The sequence below is a fragment of the Chryseobacterium indoltheticum genome, from assembly GCF_003815915.1.
In the GTDB taxonomy this organism is placed as follows: Bacteria; Bacteroidota; Bacteroidia; order Flavobacteriales; family Weeksellaceae; genus Chryseobacterium; species Chryseobacterium indoltheticum.
In genome coordinates this window covers 1,385,565-1,401,977 of the sequence record NZ_CP033929.1, presented here as the reverse complement: position 1 = coordinate 1,401,977, position 16,413 = coordinate 1,385,565, and the positions used below count along the sequence as shown (strand labels likewise).

The following is a 16,413-nucleotide window of genomic DNA, read 5'->3' as shown; positions in this document are numbered from 1 at the left end:
GCTGCCATTGCAAAATCTACGTTGGTATTTTAGATTTTTCAGCAAAGCAATTTCACGATTCAAAAATAAAAAACCTCCCGACAATTCGGGAGGTTTTTTTTAAGTATTTTGATAAATATTATCTTCTTGTTCTAGCTTTGTCGTTTACTCTAGCATCTTGTGCAACACGGAAACCGATCCAACCATAACCAGATGCCTGATCTTTGTATCTTCTCTGTCCCGGATCCAACCAATATGCTGAATCTTGCCAAGAACCTCCTTTCACAACTCTGATGTCATTAGAAATCGCTGAAGTTCTGTCTTTAGTATCTTTTTGCATGATTACTCTACCATTTGCATCAACAACAAATTTAGTTGTTGGTGCATTATACATATTGTATGTTGAAGCAGAATCGTTTGCATTTCTATAATCTAATGAAGACTGTCTGTCACCATCTCTGTAGTTTCTGTAATCTGCGATAGTCTCTCTCTCAAACTGACCAGGTAAGTTTTTGTAAACTAATCTTCCGTCTGCTAAAGTATCGTATTTCATATTACCTTCTTCTACCATTTTGTAAGTTCCGTCACCGTTTCTTACGATAGCTTGAGGCATATTTCCTCTGTAATAGTTAAAGTCGCTACCAGATTCATCAATGATTGGTCTGTACACATCTGCAGTCCATTCTGAAACGTTTCCAAACATACCGTAAATACCGATATTGTTTGTAGGAAACTGTCTAACATCTGAAGTTTTAGCAGCACCATCATTTTTCCATCCTGCAGTACCTGAGTAATCTCCTCTTCCTTGCTTGAAGTTTTCAAGGATCATCCCTCTATTTTTACCTTTGGTTCCTCTAAGAAGATCTACCTGCGGTTTTTTCTCTAAGTAATTGTTGTACTCTCTGTTTTTCTCCATTCCAAGGGCAGCAAATTCCCATTCTACTTCTGTCGGAAGTCTGAATTTGGTAACCATCGCAGCATTCGGAGCACCGTTTGCAGCCTGAATTCTTTGGTTGGTCGTTTTCATACCAGTCCTTTGATTCATTCTTTGCTGATTGATGTAACCTTGCATTTCAGGGTCATTCGATTTGAATTTATCCATATTGAAAGCTGTTCCACCTTGGTTATTAGATTCGTTGATGTACAAATCTTTTGCAATAATACCTGCCTGCATCAAAGCTTTTTCGTTTGCTCTGTCTGTCAACCATTCACAATATCTGTTTGCTTGTGTCCAAGAAACTCCTACTACCGGGTAATAATCGTAGTTCTGATCTCTGAAATAAGTTTCATTAAGATCATTTCTAGACAATTTATTATCCCATAACAAAGTATCCGGTAAAGCACCGTTGTAAATTTCTTTATAACTAGGATCACTCGGAGGGAATACATACTTCAACCATGTAAGGTATTCGCGGTATTCGTAGTTAGTAATCTCAGTTTCACCGATAAAGAACGAACTCACCTGCATTCTGCGAGGCGTGTTATTCCAATCGTGCATTACATCATCTTTCACTAATCCCATTGTAAAAGTTCCTCCTTCAACATATACCATTCCCGGCCAACCTTTTTGCTTCTGTTGCTTTCCTGCAAAAAACCAACCCTGTTTTTCGTTTGGTTTCCAACCTGTCTTGCTGACAAATTTTTTGGTACCCCCGCCTCCGGAAGTTCCTGAACCACCACAGCTGGTTAATGCAAGTGTAGAACTCAATGCTATTAATGAAAACAACTTTAGTTTTTTCATAGTCGATATAAATATTATTCAAAGTACAAAGAAAAAATAAATTATTCAATAAATCAAATAAAGATTTGATTTTTTTGAAAATTCTTAACAAATTAATTTTATGGTATCACATATTAATTACAAAATTTTCATTTATTTTGTAATTTAGAAATTTCAAACATAAACATGAGACTAAAAATCGCTCTCTTACTTATAATTGCTTTTGTATCAACCTCTTGGGCTCAAAGAGTACCCATTAATTGGGAAGGTGCCAAAATTCAGGATTATGGTGATACAAAAAAGAATCTTCCCAATTTTACAAACGAAGGTTTTTCGTATAGCCAAAATAATATTTTTATCGTTAATAAGCAAAAAGCAGGCGAAAAACAATTTCGTGTTTCTAATCTTATTTGGGAATCTGTATCTGCTAAAGATTTATTTGAACTGAATAAAGATCTTATCCAGGATTTTGATATTTCAGACATCGACTATTATTATTTGGATGGAGAAAGGTATGCAAGTGTAAAGGTTGGGTTGTTTAAAAATAATAAAGGCAAAATCCTTAGACTTTCATCTTTTGATATTTCAGAAAGCAATTCTTCTGCGCCTTTAGTCGCCAGTAAGGTGGGAACAACTCAAAATGCTTTATCAAGTGGCGGTTTTTATAAAATTAAAGTTGATAAATCGGGCGTTTTCAAAATAACAACTCAGTTTTTGAAAGACAATGGGATGAACCCGGCTACTATAAATCCTAAAAATTTCAGAATCTACGGAAATGGAGGGATAATGCTTCCGGAATTTAATCAGGATGCAAAATATAGCGCTTTACAGGAAAATGCCATTCAGGTAGTTGGTGAAGATGATAATGTATGGAATGATGGCGATTATGCTCTTTTCTATGCTCAGGGACCGAATGGATATAATCTCTACAACACGACAAACGGAAACGGATTTAAGAGAGCTGAAACAAGGCTAAATGACAGAAGTGAAAATGTAAAAAACATCTATGAAGACTTTTCTTATTACTATATTAATTTTGATAAAGGTGCAGGAAAAAGGGTGCAGAATGTTGATCTGAATCTTCCTGCGACACCTCTTATTTCAAGATTTGACAACTACCAGGTTATTAATAATGATCAGAAAAACTTATTAAAAGTAGGAAGAATCTGGGTAGAAGATCAAGGTTTCACCACCGATAAAGCAGTTACATTCAACTTAGCATCGCCTATTCAGGGAACTGATGTTATACGCTACAGAACTCAGGTTGTAGGATGGAGATCACAGCAAAACAGCATTACGTTTAATATCAATAGTCAAAATCCTTTACCGAAAATAGTACCGCCAAATGATCAGGATTACGCCTATGATTTTTTTCCAATAACTTACAGCGGCACAATATCTAATCTATCTGGTAATCAACTTACAATTAATTATCTGCCCAATATTTCAACCAATCCGAATGGAACTTTTTATCTGGATTATGCAGAAGTACAATACAAAGATGATTTGAAATTTAATGGAACTCAGATGAGTTTCAGAGATTTTTCTTTAGCAAGCGGAACCAATACCAATTACGGTTTCAGTATTTCAAATACCGGAAATCTGGAGCAGGTTTGGGATGTAACTGATATTACTAATGCTAACAGAAGAGTAAATAAGGCGGCGGGAACTGGAAATTTCAATTTCGGATATGCTACTTCCGATCCTAATTTTAACAACGAATTTGTTGCTTTCAGAGCTGATGCAGCTTTTTCACCTCAATTTGTGGGAAGAATAAATAATCAAAACCTTTCTGCCTTACAAAATGTAGACTATTTGATTATTACCACGCCTCAAATGATGGCACAGGCACAGAGAATCGCCAATTATCATCAGACAAAAAATAATTTTAGCGTTCAGATTGTAGACACAGATAAAATTTACAATGAATTTGGGAGTGGAAGCAGAGATCTTACCGCAATAAGAGATTTTGTAACTAAACTCAATACGCCACTTGGAAGTCTAAAGTATGTATTTATTTTAGGAGACACTTCTTACGACTACAAAAACAGGATTTCAGGGAACTCAAATATTGTTTCAAGTTATCATAGCGAATGGTCTTCCGATTTTGTGAGTTCATTCGTCACAGATGATTATATTGTGATGACAAAGCCGCAAACTGCCAGAGAAATAACAAATAACCTTCCGGATTTACCTGTAGGGAGAATTCCGGCAGCCAATCCTACCGAGGCAGCCAATATGGTTGATAAAACTTTAGCATATTACAATTCACTTCCAGGGCAATCATCGCCTTTCGGAGAATGGAGGATGAAGTTAGATTTCGTAGTGGATGATGATGGACAAGGCGGAGGTCCTTTTCACAATGTGATGAACAACACTCTTGCAAATACATTTGAAATTCCATTGACAAATACTTTGAAAGAATACAATGTAAGAAAACTTTATCTGGATGCATTTCAGGCACAAAGTACGGCAGGAGGCCAGAGATATCCTCAGGTAAATCAGGCAATATCCAATGACATAGGCAACAGTCTTTATTTATTCTATTTTGGACATGGAGGTATTAATGGATGGGCTCAGGAAAGGGTTTTAACAACAGATGAAATTCAGAACTCAAATAATTTCTCCAATGTTTACAGCCGTTTTCCATTTGTATCGACTATTACTTGTGAATTTACACTTTGGGATGAGCCTTCTACTTTTTCGGCAGGTGAACAGTTTATTAAATTAAAACAAGGAGGTCCTGCTGCAATGATTACATCGAGTCGAGCAGTTGGCGTCGGTTACGGAAGAGATTTCACAGATCTTTATACAAAAGAAATGTTCAAAATGACCAATGATGATTTTAATACAGTCGGAAATGCTCATTTAAATGCTAAAAAATTAAGACCTGGAGACAGCAATCACTTAAAGGTAAATGTCTTGGGAGATCCTGCAATGAAATTAAGCAGACCACAAAGGCTATTGGCCATAGACGCTATAGAAACTCCTGTTCCGGGATTGATAAGAGGTTTGGATTTTGTAAAAGTTAAAGGTCATATTAATAATCCAAACGGAACCGTAAATACAACATTTAACGGAAGAGTGGTTATTAATATTTTTGATAAAAAATTAAATAAAACAACATTAAATAATGATGGAGATTTAACTCCTGTTTTAAGCTATAAAGAAGAAGGAAGTGCTATTGTAAAAGCTTCGGGAACTGCAGTAAACGGAGTTTTCACTGTAGAATTTTATGTTCCGAAAGATATCAATTACGCTGTGGGAGAAGGTAGAATCTTGGGATATGCAGATAACAAATCAATTGATGTATTTGATAACCAGTTTGTACAGGTCGGAGATATTAATCCTAATGGACTTAATGATAACGAGCCTCCAAAAATAAAACTTTACATGAATAACACCAATTTTGCAAATGGTGGTATTACAGATCAGAACCCGATGCTTTTGGCTTGTTTGAATGACGATACAGGAATAAACTCTACCGGTTCTGGTGTCGGCCATGATATTACAGTATATCTTGACGGGCAAATTATCAACACCGTTGTTTTAAATGATTTCTTTGCTTCAGGTGAAGGAAACGGATGTATTAATCCTGCCTTAGCAGACTACCAAAAAGGAAATGTAACCTACCCTTTCAGAAACTTAGCGATTGGTCAGCATCAATTAACATTTAAAGTTTGGGACATCAACAATAATTCGACAACTGAAACGTTAAACTTTGAAGTTAAAGACGAAGCCGATCAACATTTGATCATCAACAGACCGTTGAACTGGCCAAATCCTTTCACCAATAAAACATACGTGCAGTTTGAGCACAATTGTGATGATATTTTAGATGTAAACGTTCAAATCTATACGATTACAGGAAAACTGGTAAGAACTTTAACAAATGTTGTTGTTGCAGAACCTTTCCTACAGGGCTTTAGAACGCCACGTCAGGCAATAGAATGGGACGGAAAAGACGATTTTGGTGACACTGTAGCAAAAGGTACGTATATTTTTAAGATATTTGCAAAAAGTCAAAATCAAGAAAAATGCAAAGGAAGTGCTACAGCTGTAGAAAAAATGGTACTTTTGAAGTAAATAAATAATTAATCAACAATATCAATAAAAAACTGATAATATATAAAAGACAACATATGAATTTAACTACTAAACTGCTTTTAGGGATTGGTTTGAGTGCTGGTTTTTTAAGCTACGCACAAGATTTGAGTCAGGTAAGACCTGTATTAACCGGAGCTCCATTTCTTAGAATTGCACCAGATGCACGATCAGGAGGTATGGGAGATCAGGGCGTGGCAACTTCACCTGATGCATTCTCACAATTCTGGAATGCGGCAAAATATCCTTTTAGCAGAACAAGTTCTTCTGTAGGTTTGAACTACACACCATATATGGGAAAATTAACCAATGATGTGTTTTTATTGTACGGTGCTTTCCACAAATTTTTAGGTCAGGAAGAAAGATCTACTATTTCTGCAAGTATCTATTACTTCAATATGGGGGAAGTAGAACTTACCGAGCTTGGTGTAGATAATACAGTAACATCTAATGGAGTTTCAAAACCAAACGAAATGTCAATTGACGTTGCCTATGGTTTGAAATTATCAGATTCTTACTCAATGGCAGTTACAGGTAGATTCATTCGTTCAGACTTATCTGGAGGTTTCAACACCGACACTACGCTGAAACCCGCAAATACATTTGCTGTAGACGTTTCAGGTTACTATACATCTCCGAGATTCTCTAGCTTTGGAAATTACGAAGGTAAAGTGAATGCAGGTTTTGCAGTAACAAACTTAGGTCCGAAATTAGACTATACAGGTGATGAGGCTTCAAGATCTTATCTTCCGACGATGGCTAGATTAGGTGTTGGTTACGATATGTATCTTGACGAAATGAACAGAGTAGGTATTTCTGTGGAAGGATCTAAAATATTGGTTCCGGGATCAGAGTTTGTAGGTACAGACCCTAATACAAGACAGCCAATTTATCAGGTACCCAACGTTGGTGTAATGGCAGGTATCGGAAAATCTTTCAAAAATACCAATTCAATCATGTATAGTGGTGCATTAGAATATTCTTATGACAATGCATTTGCTGTAAGAGGAGGTTATTTCCACGAAAGTGAAGAGCAGGGAGCAAGACAGTTTGCAACTGCAGGTATTGGTTTAAAGTACCGTTCTTTCGGTCTTGATGTATCTTATTTGATCAATATGTCTAAAATTAATACAGCATTAGACAACACGATTCGTTTCGGTTTAACTTGGAACATCGGTGATGAAACTTCAAATGTAGATTATTAAAAAACATACTATAAAAAGTTTTGAAAAGTCTCATTTGTATGAGGCTTTTTTTTGTTTTGCTATTTTGATGTCATTTTCAAGAGCGTCTAATAAAATATTTAAATAAAAATTCACAATTCACGTACGAAGTAAAACTGACAATTCACATTTAACCCTTATTTTTGTAAAATGAACTATTCTGCGGAGCTTAAAAAAATCGTTACCAGCCAATATGTGTATTCTTCGATACGAATTACATTGGCGACGGTGATTCCGTGTTTAGTTCTCTCCTATTTTGGTCTGCTCAAAGAATATTTCCTTTTTCCTTTGGGAACCAGCTTTGTGGCATTGACTGATCAGCCGGGACCATTTATCAGACGTAGAAATTCATTGACATTTGCTATTTTCTGCTTTGTCGTTGTTGCATCAATTGCGAGTTTGGTGAAAGGCATTATTCCGCTTGTTCTTCTCGAAGTTATTGTTTTCGGAATGTTTTTCTCATTAATCGGAGTTTACGGACAAAGATTAGCGGCCGTAGGCTCGTTAGCCTTAGTCGTTTTAGCCATTTTTATCGACGGTCATTTAACAGGAGCCAATATTCTTAAAAGCTTACTTATTTTCGCAGCCGGATGCATCTGGTTTTTGTTGATTTTCCTTATCGTTACAACGATTCAGCCTTATAAACTGGCAAGTCAGATGATCGGTGAAAATTACCTTCAGCTTGCTGAATTCCTTAAAATAAAAGCAAATTATTATCAGAAAAATCCTGATTTCGACAAGTTAAGTTTACAAATAATTGCCAAACAGATCGGCATAAAAAATCTTCAGGAGGAAACACGGGAAACCGTTTTTAAAACCAGAACCATCGTTAACGAATCTACAACAATCAGCAGATTATTGATGCTGATGTTCCTGAATTCTATGGATCTTCACGAAAAGTTGATGACCTCTGAAAGCGATTACAAAAAGCTGCAGGAAAGTTTTAAAGACACTACAATCCTGGTAAAAATACACGATTATCTGAATATTCTTTCAGAAGAAATTGCCAACATCGGGATCTCTTTACAAAGCAGCGCCCGCGCAAAACCTATTTCCGATCTGGAAGTACATTTTCATGAGCTCAATGTACATTACTACGAATTGCGAAATAAAGAAATGACGCCCGAAAATCTGGAAAACTTCATGATTCTACGCCAGATTATGATGCGTATCAATGAAATTACCAAAGAGATCAATGAGATTTATAAAGTTTTTTCACAGAACGTAAAGCTGGCGAAAAGTCTTTCTACAGGTTTAGATTTAAAGAAATTTATGCCTAAAGAAGAAAAAATCAATTTTAAGGTTTTAAAAAGCAATATTTCTCTTACCTCATCCCATTTCAGGCATGCAATAAGAATCACCATCGCTCTCTTAATCGGTTATCTGGTTTCTCTGCTGCCATTCCTGGTAATTGGGCATACCTATTGGATTTTAATCACCATTGTTGCAATCTTAAAACCTGCCTACTCTATTACCAAACAGAGAAATTTGCTGCGTTTTTACGGCACCGTTGCCGGAGCAGTGATTGCTTATGGCTTATTGCATTTCATTCATATTAATGCTGTGCTTTTCGGTATTCTTTTAATTAGTATGATTTTGTGTTTCAGCTTATTAAAAGGTAAATATTTCTGGGCAGTTTTATTTATGACAATTTATGTTTTTATGAGTTTTAATTTCTTAAATCCTGGAAACGTAAATGTCATTTTTAAAGATAGAATTGTAGATACTTTTATCGCAGGAATTATTGCTTTTTTGGTTTCATACATTGTACTTCCGGTTTGGGAACATACGCAAAATTTAGATTTAATGAAAAAATCTGCAGAATCTAATCTCACGTATTTTCACAGCGTGATGTCTAAGTTTCTGAACGAAAATTTCGATGTAGAAAACTATAAAGTTAAACGTAAAAACGCGATCATTTCATTAGCCAATCTTTCGGATAATTTCCAGAGAATGATTTCTGATCCAAAAAATCAGCAGAAAAAACTGGAAGTTGTGCATCAGTTTGTAGCAACATCACATCTTATTACAGCTTATACCGCTTCGTTGTCACAATATGCCAAAAGTAATCAGCAATACCCCGAAATAGATTCTGAAAGCTGGAGTAAAAAGATAGAATCAGAAATGAATCAGGTTTCGGCAATACTTAATGGAGATAAAATTTCAGAAACATTAAGAATGGACAGCCGTCTGGAGCCTGAAGAATCGTCAATCGAAGATATGCTTCACAAAAGAAAAACCGAACTTCTGGAAAATGAGCATTTCGACATAAGAGATCCGAATAAAATCTCTCACTTAACAGAATTGAAGAACATTCATGATGTTTTAGAACTTATTTATGATGTTGCTAAAGAACAGCGAAAAGTAATCGAGAAGTACAGAAACGAAGAGAAGACTACTCTTCCACAATCGTAAAGCAGTATTCATCAAAAAACTCTACTCTTGCCTTGAGTTCATCTGAGATTTGATCATCATGAACTCTGCATTTTATGTGGTGCAGATATTTTAATTCAAAAGGTCTTACTTCATAATGCTTTTTCAGCGACCAGTGCTTAGAATGATGAATCTTGTACATACTTTCCTTCACGCTCCAGATAATGGTATAAAAAACAACTTCTGTATCAAAAGGGATAAATCCTCTTTCATTTTCGTACGTGAATTTATCGATAACCCTTAAAATTTTAGGATTAAATTTTTCAATATCAATTCCTATTTTATTCTTAGAAATAGCAATCGCCGCAAAAGGAAAAGAATGGGTAATCGAAATTTCGGCATCTTTGGGAGACAAGAAAGGCTCTCTTTCTTTGTACAAAATTTTAGAGTTGGGTTTCAAACTTTTCAAAAGTTTTCTGACCATTAAAACCTCCTGCAATTTTTTAGGATGATAATCTTTCACTTTATCGGCATTTTCAGGCTCTAAAAGCTCATCAATATTGAGCTCTTCATTCTCATCATATTTCCAGACTAGAATAGTTGCAGTATCATCAGAAAAATCTCGGTAAAGAGGCATGGGTTTGTTTATTGGGTAAAATTAGTGAAAAAATTTTGGTTGGATGATGAAAGTTTGGTGATGGAAGTTTTTATTACTAATTGCTTTTTTATTTTTAACGCAAAGGTTTATTAATCGTTATGCTAAAGTTAAGGAGCAAAGAAAATCAACAAAATTGATTTGATGAAGCGTTTGTTTTATACGTAAGCTTCATCTGCGACTTGTCGCAAAACTTTGCTCCTTAAATAATACAGTTTGCAAAATAAATCTTTGCGTTTACTCAGAAGTTTTCGAAGATTCTCACACATAGTTTGTCATGCTGAAAGCCTCTAAACAACATTTAAACGCAATATTGAGATGCTTTCAGCATAACAAATTGATCGCAGAAATTAAGATTAAAATTTAAACAAAAAAATCACTTAAATCCTAAGACTTAAGTGAATTTGAATATTATTTAAAGCTAAAAACAGTAAAGCGTAAAGCATTAAACTCCCCACTTCCATCGTCAAGCTTCCATCAACTTATTTCGACTGATGATTCTGATCATTTCTATGTTCCATAATCTGAAGATTTTCATCTACAAAATAAGCGCTTCCGAAACCGTTTACATAAGAACCTTTTACAGGATGAAGACCGATCAGGATAAAATCTTTCATTTCAGAAATAACATCTACTACTTTTCCGTGCGTTTCTTTTAACTGAGAAACAACAGTGTTCCAAATCTCAGAATCTCTTTCTACCTGCGAAGTTGATGCCTCAATGGTTAATCTTTCACGAGCATAAATCTGTTTTGTAGCAGATTCATCTTCGATAAACATAATCGACGTTTTTCTTCCGTCAGCAAGATTTTTGGTATGTTTTGCCATGAAAGAAACCAAAATATAGAATGTATTTTCTACCTGTACAAAAGGGGCATAGCTAGAATTGGGTGTTCCTTCTCCGTCTACCGTCGCCAGAATGATACTTTTTGTTCTTTCAACCAATTCTTTTACTTTGGGAGCAAGAGGCTTTGCCTGTCTTTGGGCTTCTTCCTGCGCATGTGTATGATTCATAATAGAGATTTATTTTGCACAAAAATACATAATTTAGAATAAATAAAAATAAAATTCATGGTATGTATTATTTCATGCTAATCGGCTAGATGCTTTTTTTTATATCTAAATTATATGTTGTAATTTTGCACTTTATTTAATTGAAATTAAAAATTATTCATCGATATGAGTACTACAACACAATACGTTCCTTATAAAGTTAAGGATATTTCTCTTGCAGAATGGGGAAGAAAAGAAATCACCCTTGCAGAAGCAGAAATGCCGGGTTTAATGTCTATTCGTGAAGAATACGGACCATCTCAACCGTTGAAAGGAGCTAGAATCGCAGGATGTCTTCACATGACGATACAAACTGCAGTTTTGATCGAAACTTTGGTTGCTTTAGGAGCTGAGGTTACTTGGTCTTCTTGTAATATTTTTTCTACTCAGGATCACGCTGCTGCTGCTATTGCTGCTGCAGGAATTCCTGTTTACGCTTGGAAAGGCTTAAACGAAGAAGAATTTGACTGGTGTATCGAGCAAACTTTATTCTTCGGTGAAGACAGAAAACCATTAAACATGATTTTGGATGATGGTGGAGATTTAACAAACATGGTTTTTGATAAATACCCTGAATTCACAAAAGATATCAAAGGACTTTCTGAGGAAACTACAACCGGAGTTCACAGATTGTACGAAAGAATGAAAAACGGAACTTTGGTAATGCCTGCAATCAACGTAAACGATTCAGTTACCAAGTCTAAATTCGATAACAAATACGGATGTAAAGAATCTGCAGTAGATGCTGTAAGAAGAGCGACAGACCTTATGTTGGCAGGAAAAAGAGTGGTAGTTTGCGGGTACGGAGACGTAGGTAAAGGTACTGCAGCTTCTTTCAGAGGAGCAGGTTCTATCGTTACTGTTACTGAGATCGACCCAATCTGTGCGCTTCAGGCTGCAATGGACGGTTACGAAGTAAAAAGATTAGACACTGTTGTGGATAACGCAGATATCGTAATCACGACTACAGGTAACTTTAACATCGTAAGAAAAGAACATTTCTTAAAATTAAAAGATAAAGCGATCGTTTGTAACATCGGTCATTTCGATAACGAAATCGATATGGCTTGGCTAAACGAAAATTACGGTCACACAAAATCTGAAGTAAAACCTCAGGTTGACATCTATACAATCGAAGGCAAAGAAGTAATTATTCTTGCTGAAGGTAGATTGGTAAACCTTGGTTGCGCAACAGGTCACCCGAGTTTTGTAATGTCTAACTCTTTCTCTAACCAGACTTTGGCTCAGATCGAACTTTGGACTAATTCTGAAGCTTACGGAAATGAAGTATATATGCTTCCTAAGCATTTGGATGAGAAAGTAGCGGCTCTTCACCTTAAAAAATTAAGCGTTGAGCTGGAAACTCTTTCTACTGAACAAGCTGAATACATCGGTGTAGATGTGAAAGGACCATTCAAACCTGAGTATTACAGATACTAAGATATTGCGATGCTTTGCTTGTTGAAGCATTTCAACTAAAAATAAAATCCCATTATTCAAAATAATGGGATTTTTTCTTTCAATATTTTAAAACTCATTTAGGAATTACTATTTTTGACAAATTAAAATTTGAAAATGAAAAAGTATTTTTTCCTGAGTTTAATGAGCTCTGTAGTATTTTTTAACAGCTGCAACAGCACCGATGAATATGAGCTGATCACTGATCCTATACAACAAAGAATATTGTTGAGTAAAGTGACAACGGTTTACTATGACAATCCCGCAAATCCTCAAACTACGGTATCAACTTTAGAATATAATAATCAGGGAGATTTATCAAAAATGAGATCTGAAGGAAGAACTTCAATTTTTGAGTATGATACAAACGGAAAACCTTCAAAAATAAATTACTATAATTCTGCGGGAACTTTAGAATATTATTTACTGTATACTTATTCTAACAACGAACTCCAGAATACTAAAGCAATCTACAGCAATCCCGACTTCAATAGAACCATCACTTATACTTATAATAACGGTAAGGTGGCTACTTCCACTCAATGCCAATCTGCAAACTGTAGCAATCCTAGCCTCTCTTCATACACTTATAATGGGGATAATATCACTGTAGAAACATCAGAAATCGGAGGTACTTTTCCTTCATCCACTAAACATGAATATTTATATGACAATCAGCTCAATCCTTATACTTTTACCAATAAATATTTCAGAATAATGATGGGAGGTGCGTATGCGTTGAGCAAAAACAATTACGCTTCAGAGAGAATCAGCTTTAAAGACAGCGCAGGAAATTGGGTTCAGAATCAAAACATTATCTACGAAATTCAGTACAACAGCGCACAATTACCTGTTCAGGTCATCGGAAAAGCAGCAAACGGAAGCAATTATGTAAAATATAATTACGAATATATTCTTCAGTAATAAATAATCAAAACTTTCCTTTTTGGAGAGTTTTTGTTTTTTTAGGAGCAATTCCCGCTATCCGTTATATCTTTTCTCCAAGCTAAACCCCATAGATTCTGAAAATCTATGAGGTTTTTCCATTCCTAAAAAAAGGATATCTCTCCTATCGGGGCTAGTATTTAACAACAGATTTCAATAAATTTCAATATCCTATGAAATAACGGTAAGCATTAACTTAAAAAATAATATATTTGAATGAATAATAAACAAAAAAATAACAAGTAATGAAAAAACAAGGAGTTTCAAATGCATTCGTAGCCGCATCTTGGGTGGCGCTCGCTGCAGGAATGATAGGATTTATCGTAGGGCTCGCGAGAGCTGAAATGCAGCTTAACGAAAAAGGATATTACTTTACCATACTGCTTTACGGTTTGTTTGCGGTAGTTTCTCTACAGAAAGCTGTTCGTGACCGATTAGAAAACATCAAAGTAACCGATATCTATTACGGGATTTGCTGGTTTGCCACATTATCATCGATTGTTTTACTGGCAATTGGTCTTTGGAATGCGACCATTCTTCCTAGTGAAAAAGGTTTTTATGGTTTTGCATTTTTACTGGCTTTATTTGGTGCAATAGCCGTCCAGAAAAACACCCGAGACAATATGACTCAGGAATAAATAACTCACACTCACCAAAATTTGGTGAGTTTTTTTATTTTACATATATTTATTTCACAAAATACTGATATGTTTAAAAAACTTTTACCATTTATTTTATTACTCACTTTTCATTTCCTGCAATCGCAGAACGAATTTATTACCATTTGGAAACCTCCTACCGCGCCTAATATGGATTTCACCGTTGTAGCACCCTACCAGGTTGGAGCCAATCAGATATGGTTTCCCGGCGTAGGACAAAATTATACGATCAGTTGGGAAGAAGTAGGTTACCCGCAACACAACGGTACAATGCCTAATGTAACTTCTACTACTCAGATTTTAATTGACTTCGGAACAGCTTTAAATCCTTTACCGAATGATGTAAAATACAGAGTAAAAGTTAGCAATGGCAATGGCAGCTTCAACCAGATAAAGTTTGGATTGATGTATCCCAGTACAGCTTCATACCAATTTCCGATGTTCCAAAATCTTGGGAGTATTGAAAGAATACTTGAAGTAGAGCAATGGGGAAATATTCAGTGGACATCAATGTACAGTGCATTTGCAAATTGTGAACACTTAAAAATCACAGCAACAGATTTACCCAATTTTAATAATGTTACAGATGTCTCTTATATGTTTTATAAAATTCCTAATCTCGTTGCACATGCATCAATGGGAAATTGGAACATGTCAACAATTAAAAATTTTCAGGCAATGTTTGGTGGCTCATCGGGCGATCTAATTACTGATACATTTAATGCACCTATTTATTCTTGGAATATCTCTTCCGCAGAAAACCTCAGCCATATGTTTGAGGGAAGATTCGCATTCAACCAGAATATCAATAATTGGAATACCACCAATGTTAAAAACATGAGCTATATGTTTGCCGGCTGTGAGGCTTTTAACCAACCTCTAAATAACTGGAATACTTCTAACGTTACAAACATGTCGAATATGTTTCAGAGTAGTAATTTTAATCAACCAATTAACAGCTGGAATACATCTAAAGTAACAGATATTTCCGGTATGTTTCATGATGCAGATTATTTTAACCAACCCCTTGTTTCCTGGAACACCAATAAACTTGAAAATATGAACAGTGCATTTGTGGGAGCAGACAGTTTTGATCAAAGCCTCGGAAGCTGGGATTTAAGCTCGCTTACGAATGCGACTCTTGCTATTAGCGGAACGGCAATGAGCTGCATTAATTACAGCAACACTCTTACAGGATGGGCACTAAACCCCAATACAGCCAACAATATTTCGTTGGGTCCGTTGCTTATGCTTTCCTATTCTCCAGATGTCATTACAGACAGAAATACACTAATCAGTAAAGGCTGGCAAATTTTCGGAGACACCTTAGGAACCTGCGTAACAAAAGAAGGTCTTGGAACTTCAGAAACAGTTTCTTTAAAATCTTCTGTTTATCCAAATCCTGCACATCACATTATTTATTTAAAAAATATGTCTGCTGCAACAAACTTTATCATAACAGATCTGAGTAGTAGAATAATGATGAAAGATATAGTAAAAGAAGATTTTATCAATATTCAAAACCTTACTTCTGGAACTTACATTTTACAAATCATTACAAAAGAAAAAACAGAATCTTTCAAATTCATCAAAAAATAAGAAAAGCCTCACAGAAATGTGGGGCTTTTCTATTTATAAAAAAGAATTAATCAATTTTCACGGAATCAAAAACTCACAATTGACAATTCATTATTCACTCTTAATTATCATATTGGTTAGGATGCTTTGCTTTAATATCATCCACGGTACCCAAAACTTTATCTTTCAAAGTATCTTGGTAAACCTGTAGTTTTTCTGCAATTTCTTCGTTTCCGCTTCCTAAAATTTTGGCAGCTAAAATCCCGGCATTCAGTGCGCCGTTTAATGCAACGGTAGCTACAGGAATTCCGCCCGGCATTTGTAAAATAGACAAAACAGAATCCCAGCCATCAATAGAATTGCTGGAAAGTATAGGAACTCCGATTACCGGTAAAGTAGTACAGCTTGCAACCATTCCGGGAAGGTGAGCAGCTCCGCCCGCTCCAGCAATAATGACCTTCAACCCTCTTTCTTTTGCAGTTTTTGCATAATCAAACATTCTTTCTGGAGTTCTGTGAGCCGAAACCACGGTCAGTTCGTAAGGAATGTCTAAACTTTTCAAAAAATTAGCCGCTAATTCCATAATCGGTAAGTCACTCTGACTTCCCATAATAATTCCTACCATTTTTTCAATTTTATTAGATTTCAAAGATAAGGATTTTAAAAA

General features: G+C 35.5%; 11 protein-coding genes. 7 read left to right on the top strand and 4 right to left on the bottom strand.

The annotated features are described in order from the left end of the window. Positions 1 to 118: 118 nt before the first annotated feature. Positions 119 to 1,720, bottom strand: coding sequence for a gliding motility lipoprotein GldJ (gene gldJ, locus EG358_RS06525; RefSeq protein ID WP_076561799.1), 1,602 nt, complete (start codon positions 1,718 to 1,720; stop codon positions 119 to 121). 165 nt (positions 1,721 to 1,885) lie between these two features. Between gldJ and porU the strand changes: the two genes are divergently transcribed. The 3 genes from porU (at position 1,886) to EG358_RS06510 (ending at position 9,441) form a co-directional block, all read left to right on the top strand. Continuing rightward, positions 1,886 to 5,785, top strand: a complete 3,900-nt coding sequence (gene porU / locus EG358_RS06520) for a type IX secretion system sortase PorU (RefSeq protein ID WP_076561800.1) — start codon at positions 1,886 to 1,888, stop codon at positions 5,783 to 5,785. A 56-nt stretch (positions 5,786 to 5,841) separates the two neighbouring features. After that, positions 5,842 to 7,008 (top strand): type IX secretion system outer membrane channel protein PorV, encoded by a 1,167-nt coding sequence (porV, locus tag EG358_RS06515; RefSeq protein WP_076561801.1) that lies wholly within the window; start codon positions 5,842 to 5,844, stop codon positions 7,006 to 7,008. Between the two features lie 168 nt (positions 7,009 to 7,176). Next, positions 7,177 to 9,441 (top strand): FUSC family protein, encoded by a 2,265-nt coding sequence (locus EG358_RS06510; RefSeq protein ID WP_076561802.1) that lies wholly within the window; start codon positions 7,177 to 7,179, stop codon positions 9,439 to 9,441. On the opposite strand, the gene EG358_RS06505 is transcribed toward EG358_RS06510, so the two are convergent. Then, a complete protein-coding gene (locus tag EG358_RS06505; RefSeq protein WP_076561803.1) occupies positions 9,422 to 10,036 on the bottom strand; it encodes a 4'-phosphopantetheinyl transferase family protein in 615 nt (204 codons plus the stop codon). The genes EG358_RS06510 and EG358_RS06505 overlap by 20 nt on opposite strands. A gap of 500 nt (positions 10,037 to 10,536) precedes the next feature. Next, on the bottom strand, positions 10,537 to 11,067 hold the full coding sequence (locus tag EG358_RS06500; RefSeq protein WP_076561804.1) for a HugZ family pyridoxamine 5'-phosphate oxidase: 531 nt from the start codon (positions 11,065 to 11,067) through the stop codon (positions 10,537 to 10,539). Positions 11,068 to 11,232: 165 nt separating this feature from the next. On the opposite strand from EG358_RS06500, the gene ahcY reads away from it, so the two are divergent. The 4 genes from ahcY (at position 11,233) to EG358_RS06480 (ending at position 15,767) form a co-directional block, all read left to right on the top strand. Continuing rightward, on the top strand, positions 11,233 to 12,546 hold the full coding sequence (ahcY, locus tag EG358_RS06495) for an adenosylhomocysteinase (RefSeq protein WP_076561805.1): 1,314 nt from the start codon (positions 11,233 to 11,235) through the stop codon (positions 12,544 to 12,546). 135 nt (positions 12,547 to 12,681) lie between these two features. After that, positions 12,682 to 13,488 (top strand): hypothetical protein, encoded by an 807-nt coding sequence (locus EG358_RS06490; protein ID WP_076561806.1) that lies wholly within the window; start codon positions 12,682 to 12,684, stop codon positions 13,486 to 13,488. A 266-nt stretch (positions 13,489 to 13,754) separates the two neighbouring features. Next, positions 13,755 to 14,147 (top strand): inner membrane protein YiaA, encoded by a 393-nt coding sequence (gene yiaA / locus EG358_RS06485; protein WP_076561807.1) that lies wholly within the window; start codon positions 13,755 to 13,757, stop codon positions 14,145 to 14,147. A 69-nt stretch (positions 14,148 to 14,216) separates the two neighbouring features. Beyond that, positions 14,217 to 15,767, top strand: coding sequence for a BspA family leucine-rich repeat surface protein (locus EG358_RS06480; RefSeq protein WP_076561808.1), 1,551 nt, complete (start codon positions 14,217 to 14,219; stop codon positions 15,765 to 15,767). A gap of 100 nt (positions 15,768 to 15,867) precedes the next feature. Here EG358_RS06480 and purE read toward each other — a convergent pair whose 3' ends face one another. Beyond that, complete coding sequence (gene purE, locus EG358_RS06475) at positions 15,868 to 16,371, bottom strand: 5-(carboxyamino)imidazole ribonucleotide mutase (RefSeq protein ID WP_076561885.1); 504 nt, start codon at positions 16,369 to 16,371, stop codon at positions 15,868 to 15,870. Positions 16,372 to 16,413: the final 42 nt, after the last annotated feature.

Bases quoted from the DNA above. Each gene is read 5' to 3' on its own strand.
- gldJ (WP_076561799.1), bottom strand. From the start codon at position 1,720: ATGAAAAAACTAAAGTTGTTTTCATTAATAGCATTGAGTTCTACACTT.
- porU (WP_076561800.1), top strand. From the start codon at position 1,886: ATGAGACTAAAAATCGCTCTCTTACTTATAATTGCTTTTGTATCAACC.
- porV (WP_076561801.1), top strand. From the start codon at position 5,842: ATGAATTTAACTACTAAACTGCTTTTAGGGATTGGTTTGAGTGCTGGT.
- EG358_RS06510 (WP_076561802.1), top strand. From the start codon at position 7,177: ATGAACTATTCTGCGGAGCTTAAAAAAATCGTTACCAGCCAATATGTG.
- EG358_RS06505 (WP_076561803.1), bottom strand. From the start codon at position 10,036: ATGCCTCTTTACCGAGATTTTTCTGATGATACTGCAACTATTCTAGTC.
- EG358_RS06500 (WP_076561804.1), bottom strand. From the start codon at position 11,067: ATGAATCATACACATGCGCAGGAAGAAGCCCAAAGACAGGCAAAGCCT.
- ahcY (WP_076561805.1), top strand. From the start codon at position 11,233: ATGAGTACTACAACACAATACGTTCCTTATAAAGTTAAGGATATTTCT.
- EG358_RS06490 (WP_076561806.1), top strand. From the start codon at position 12,682: ATGAAAAAGTATTTTTTCCTGAGTTTAATGAGCTCTGTAGTATTTTTT.
- yiaA (WP_076561807.1), top strand. From the start codon at position 13,755: ATGAAAAAACAAGGAGTTTCAAATGCATTCGTAGCCGCATCTTGGGTG.
- EG358_RS06480 (WP_076561808.1), top strand. From the start codon at position 14,217: ATGTTTAAAAAACTTTTACCATTTATTTTATTACTCACTTTTCATTTC.
- purE (WP_076561885.1), bottom strand. From the start codon at position 16,371: ATGGTAGGAATTATTATGGGAAGTCAGAGTGACTTACCGATTATGGAA.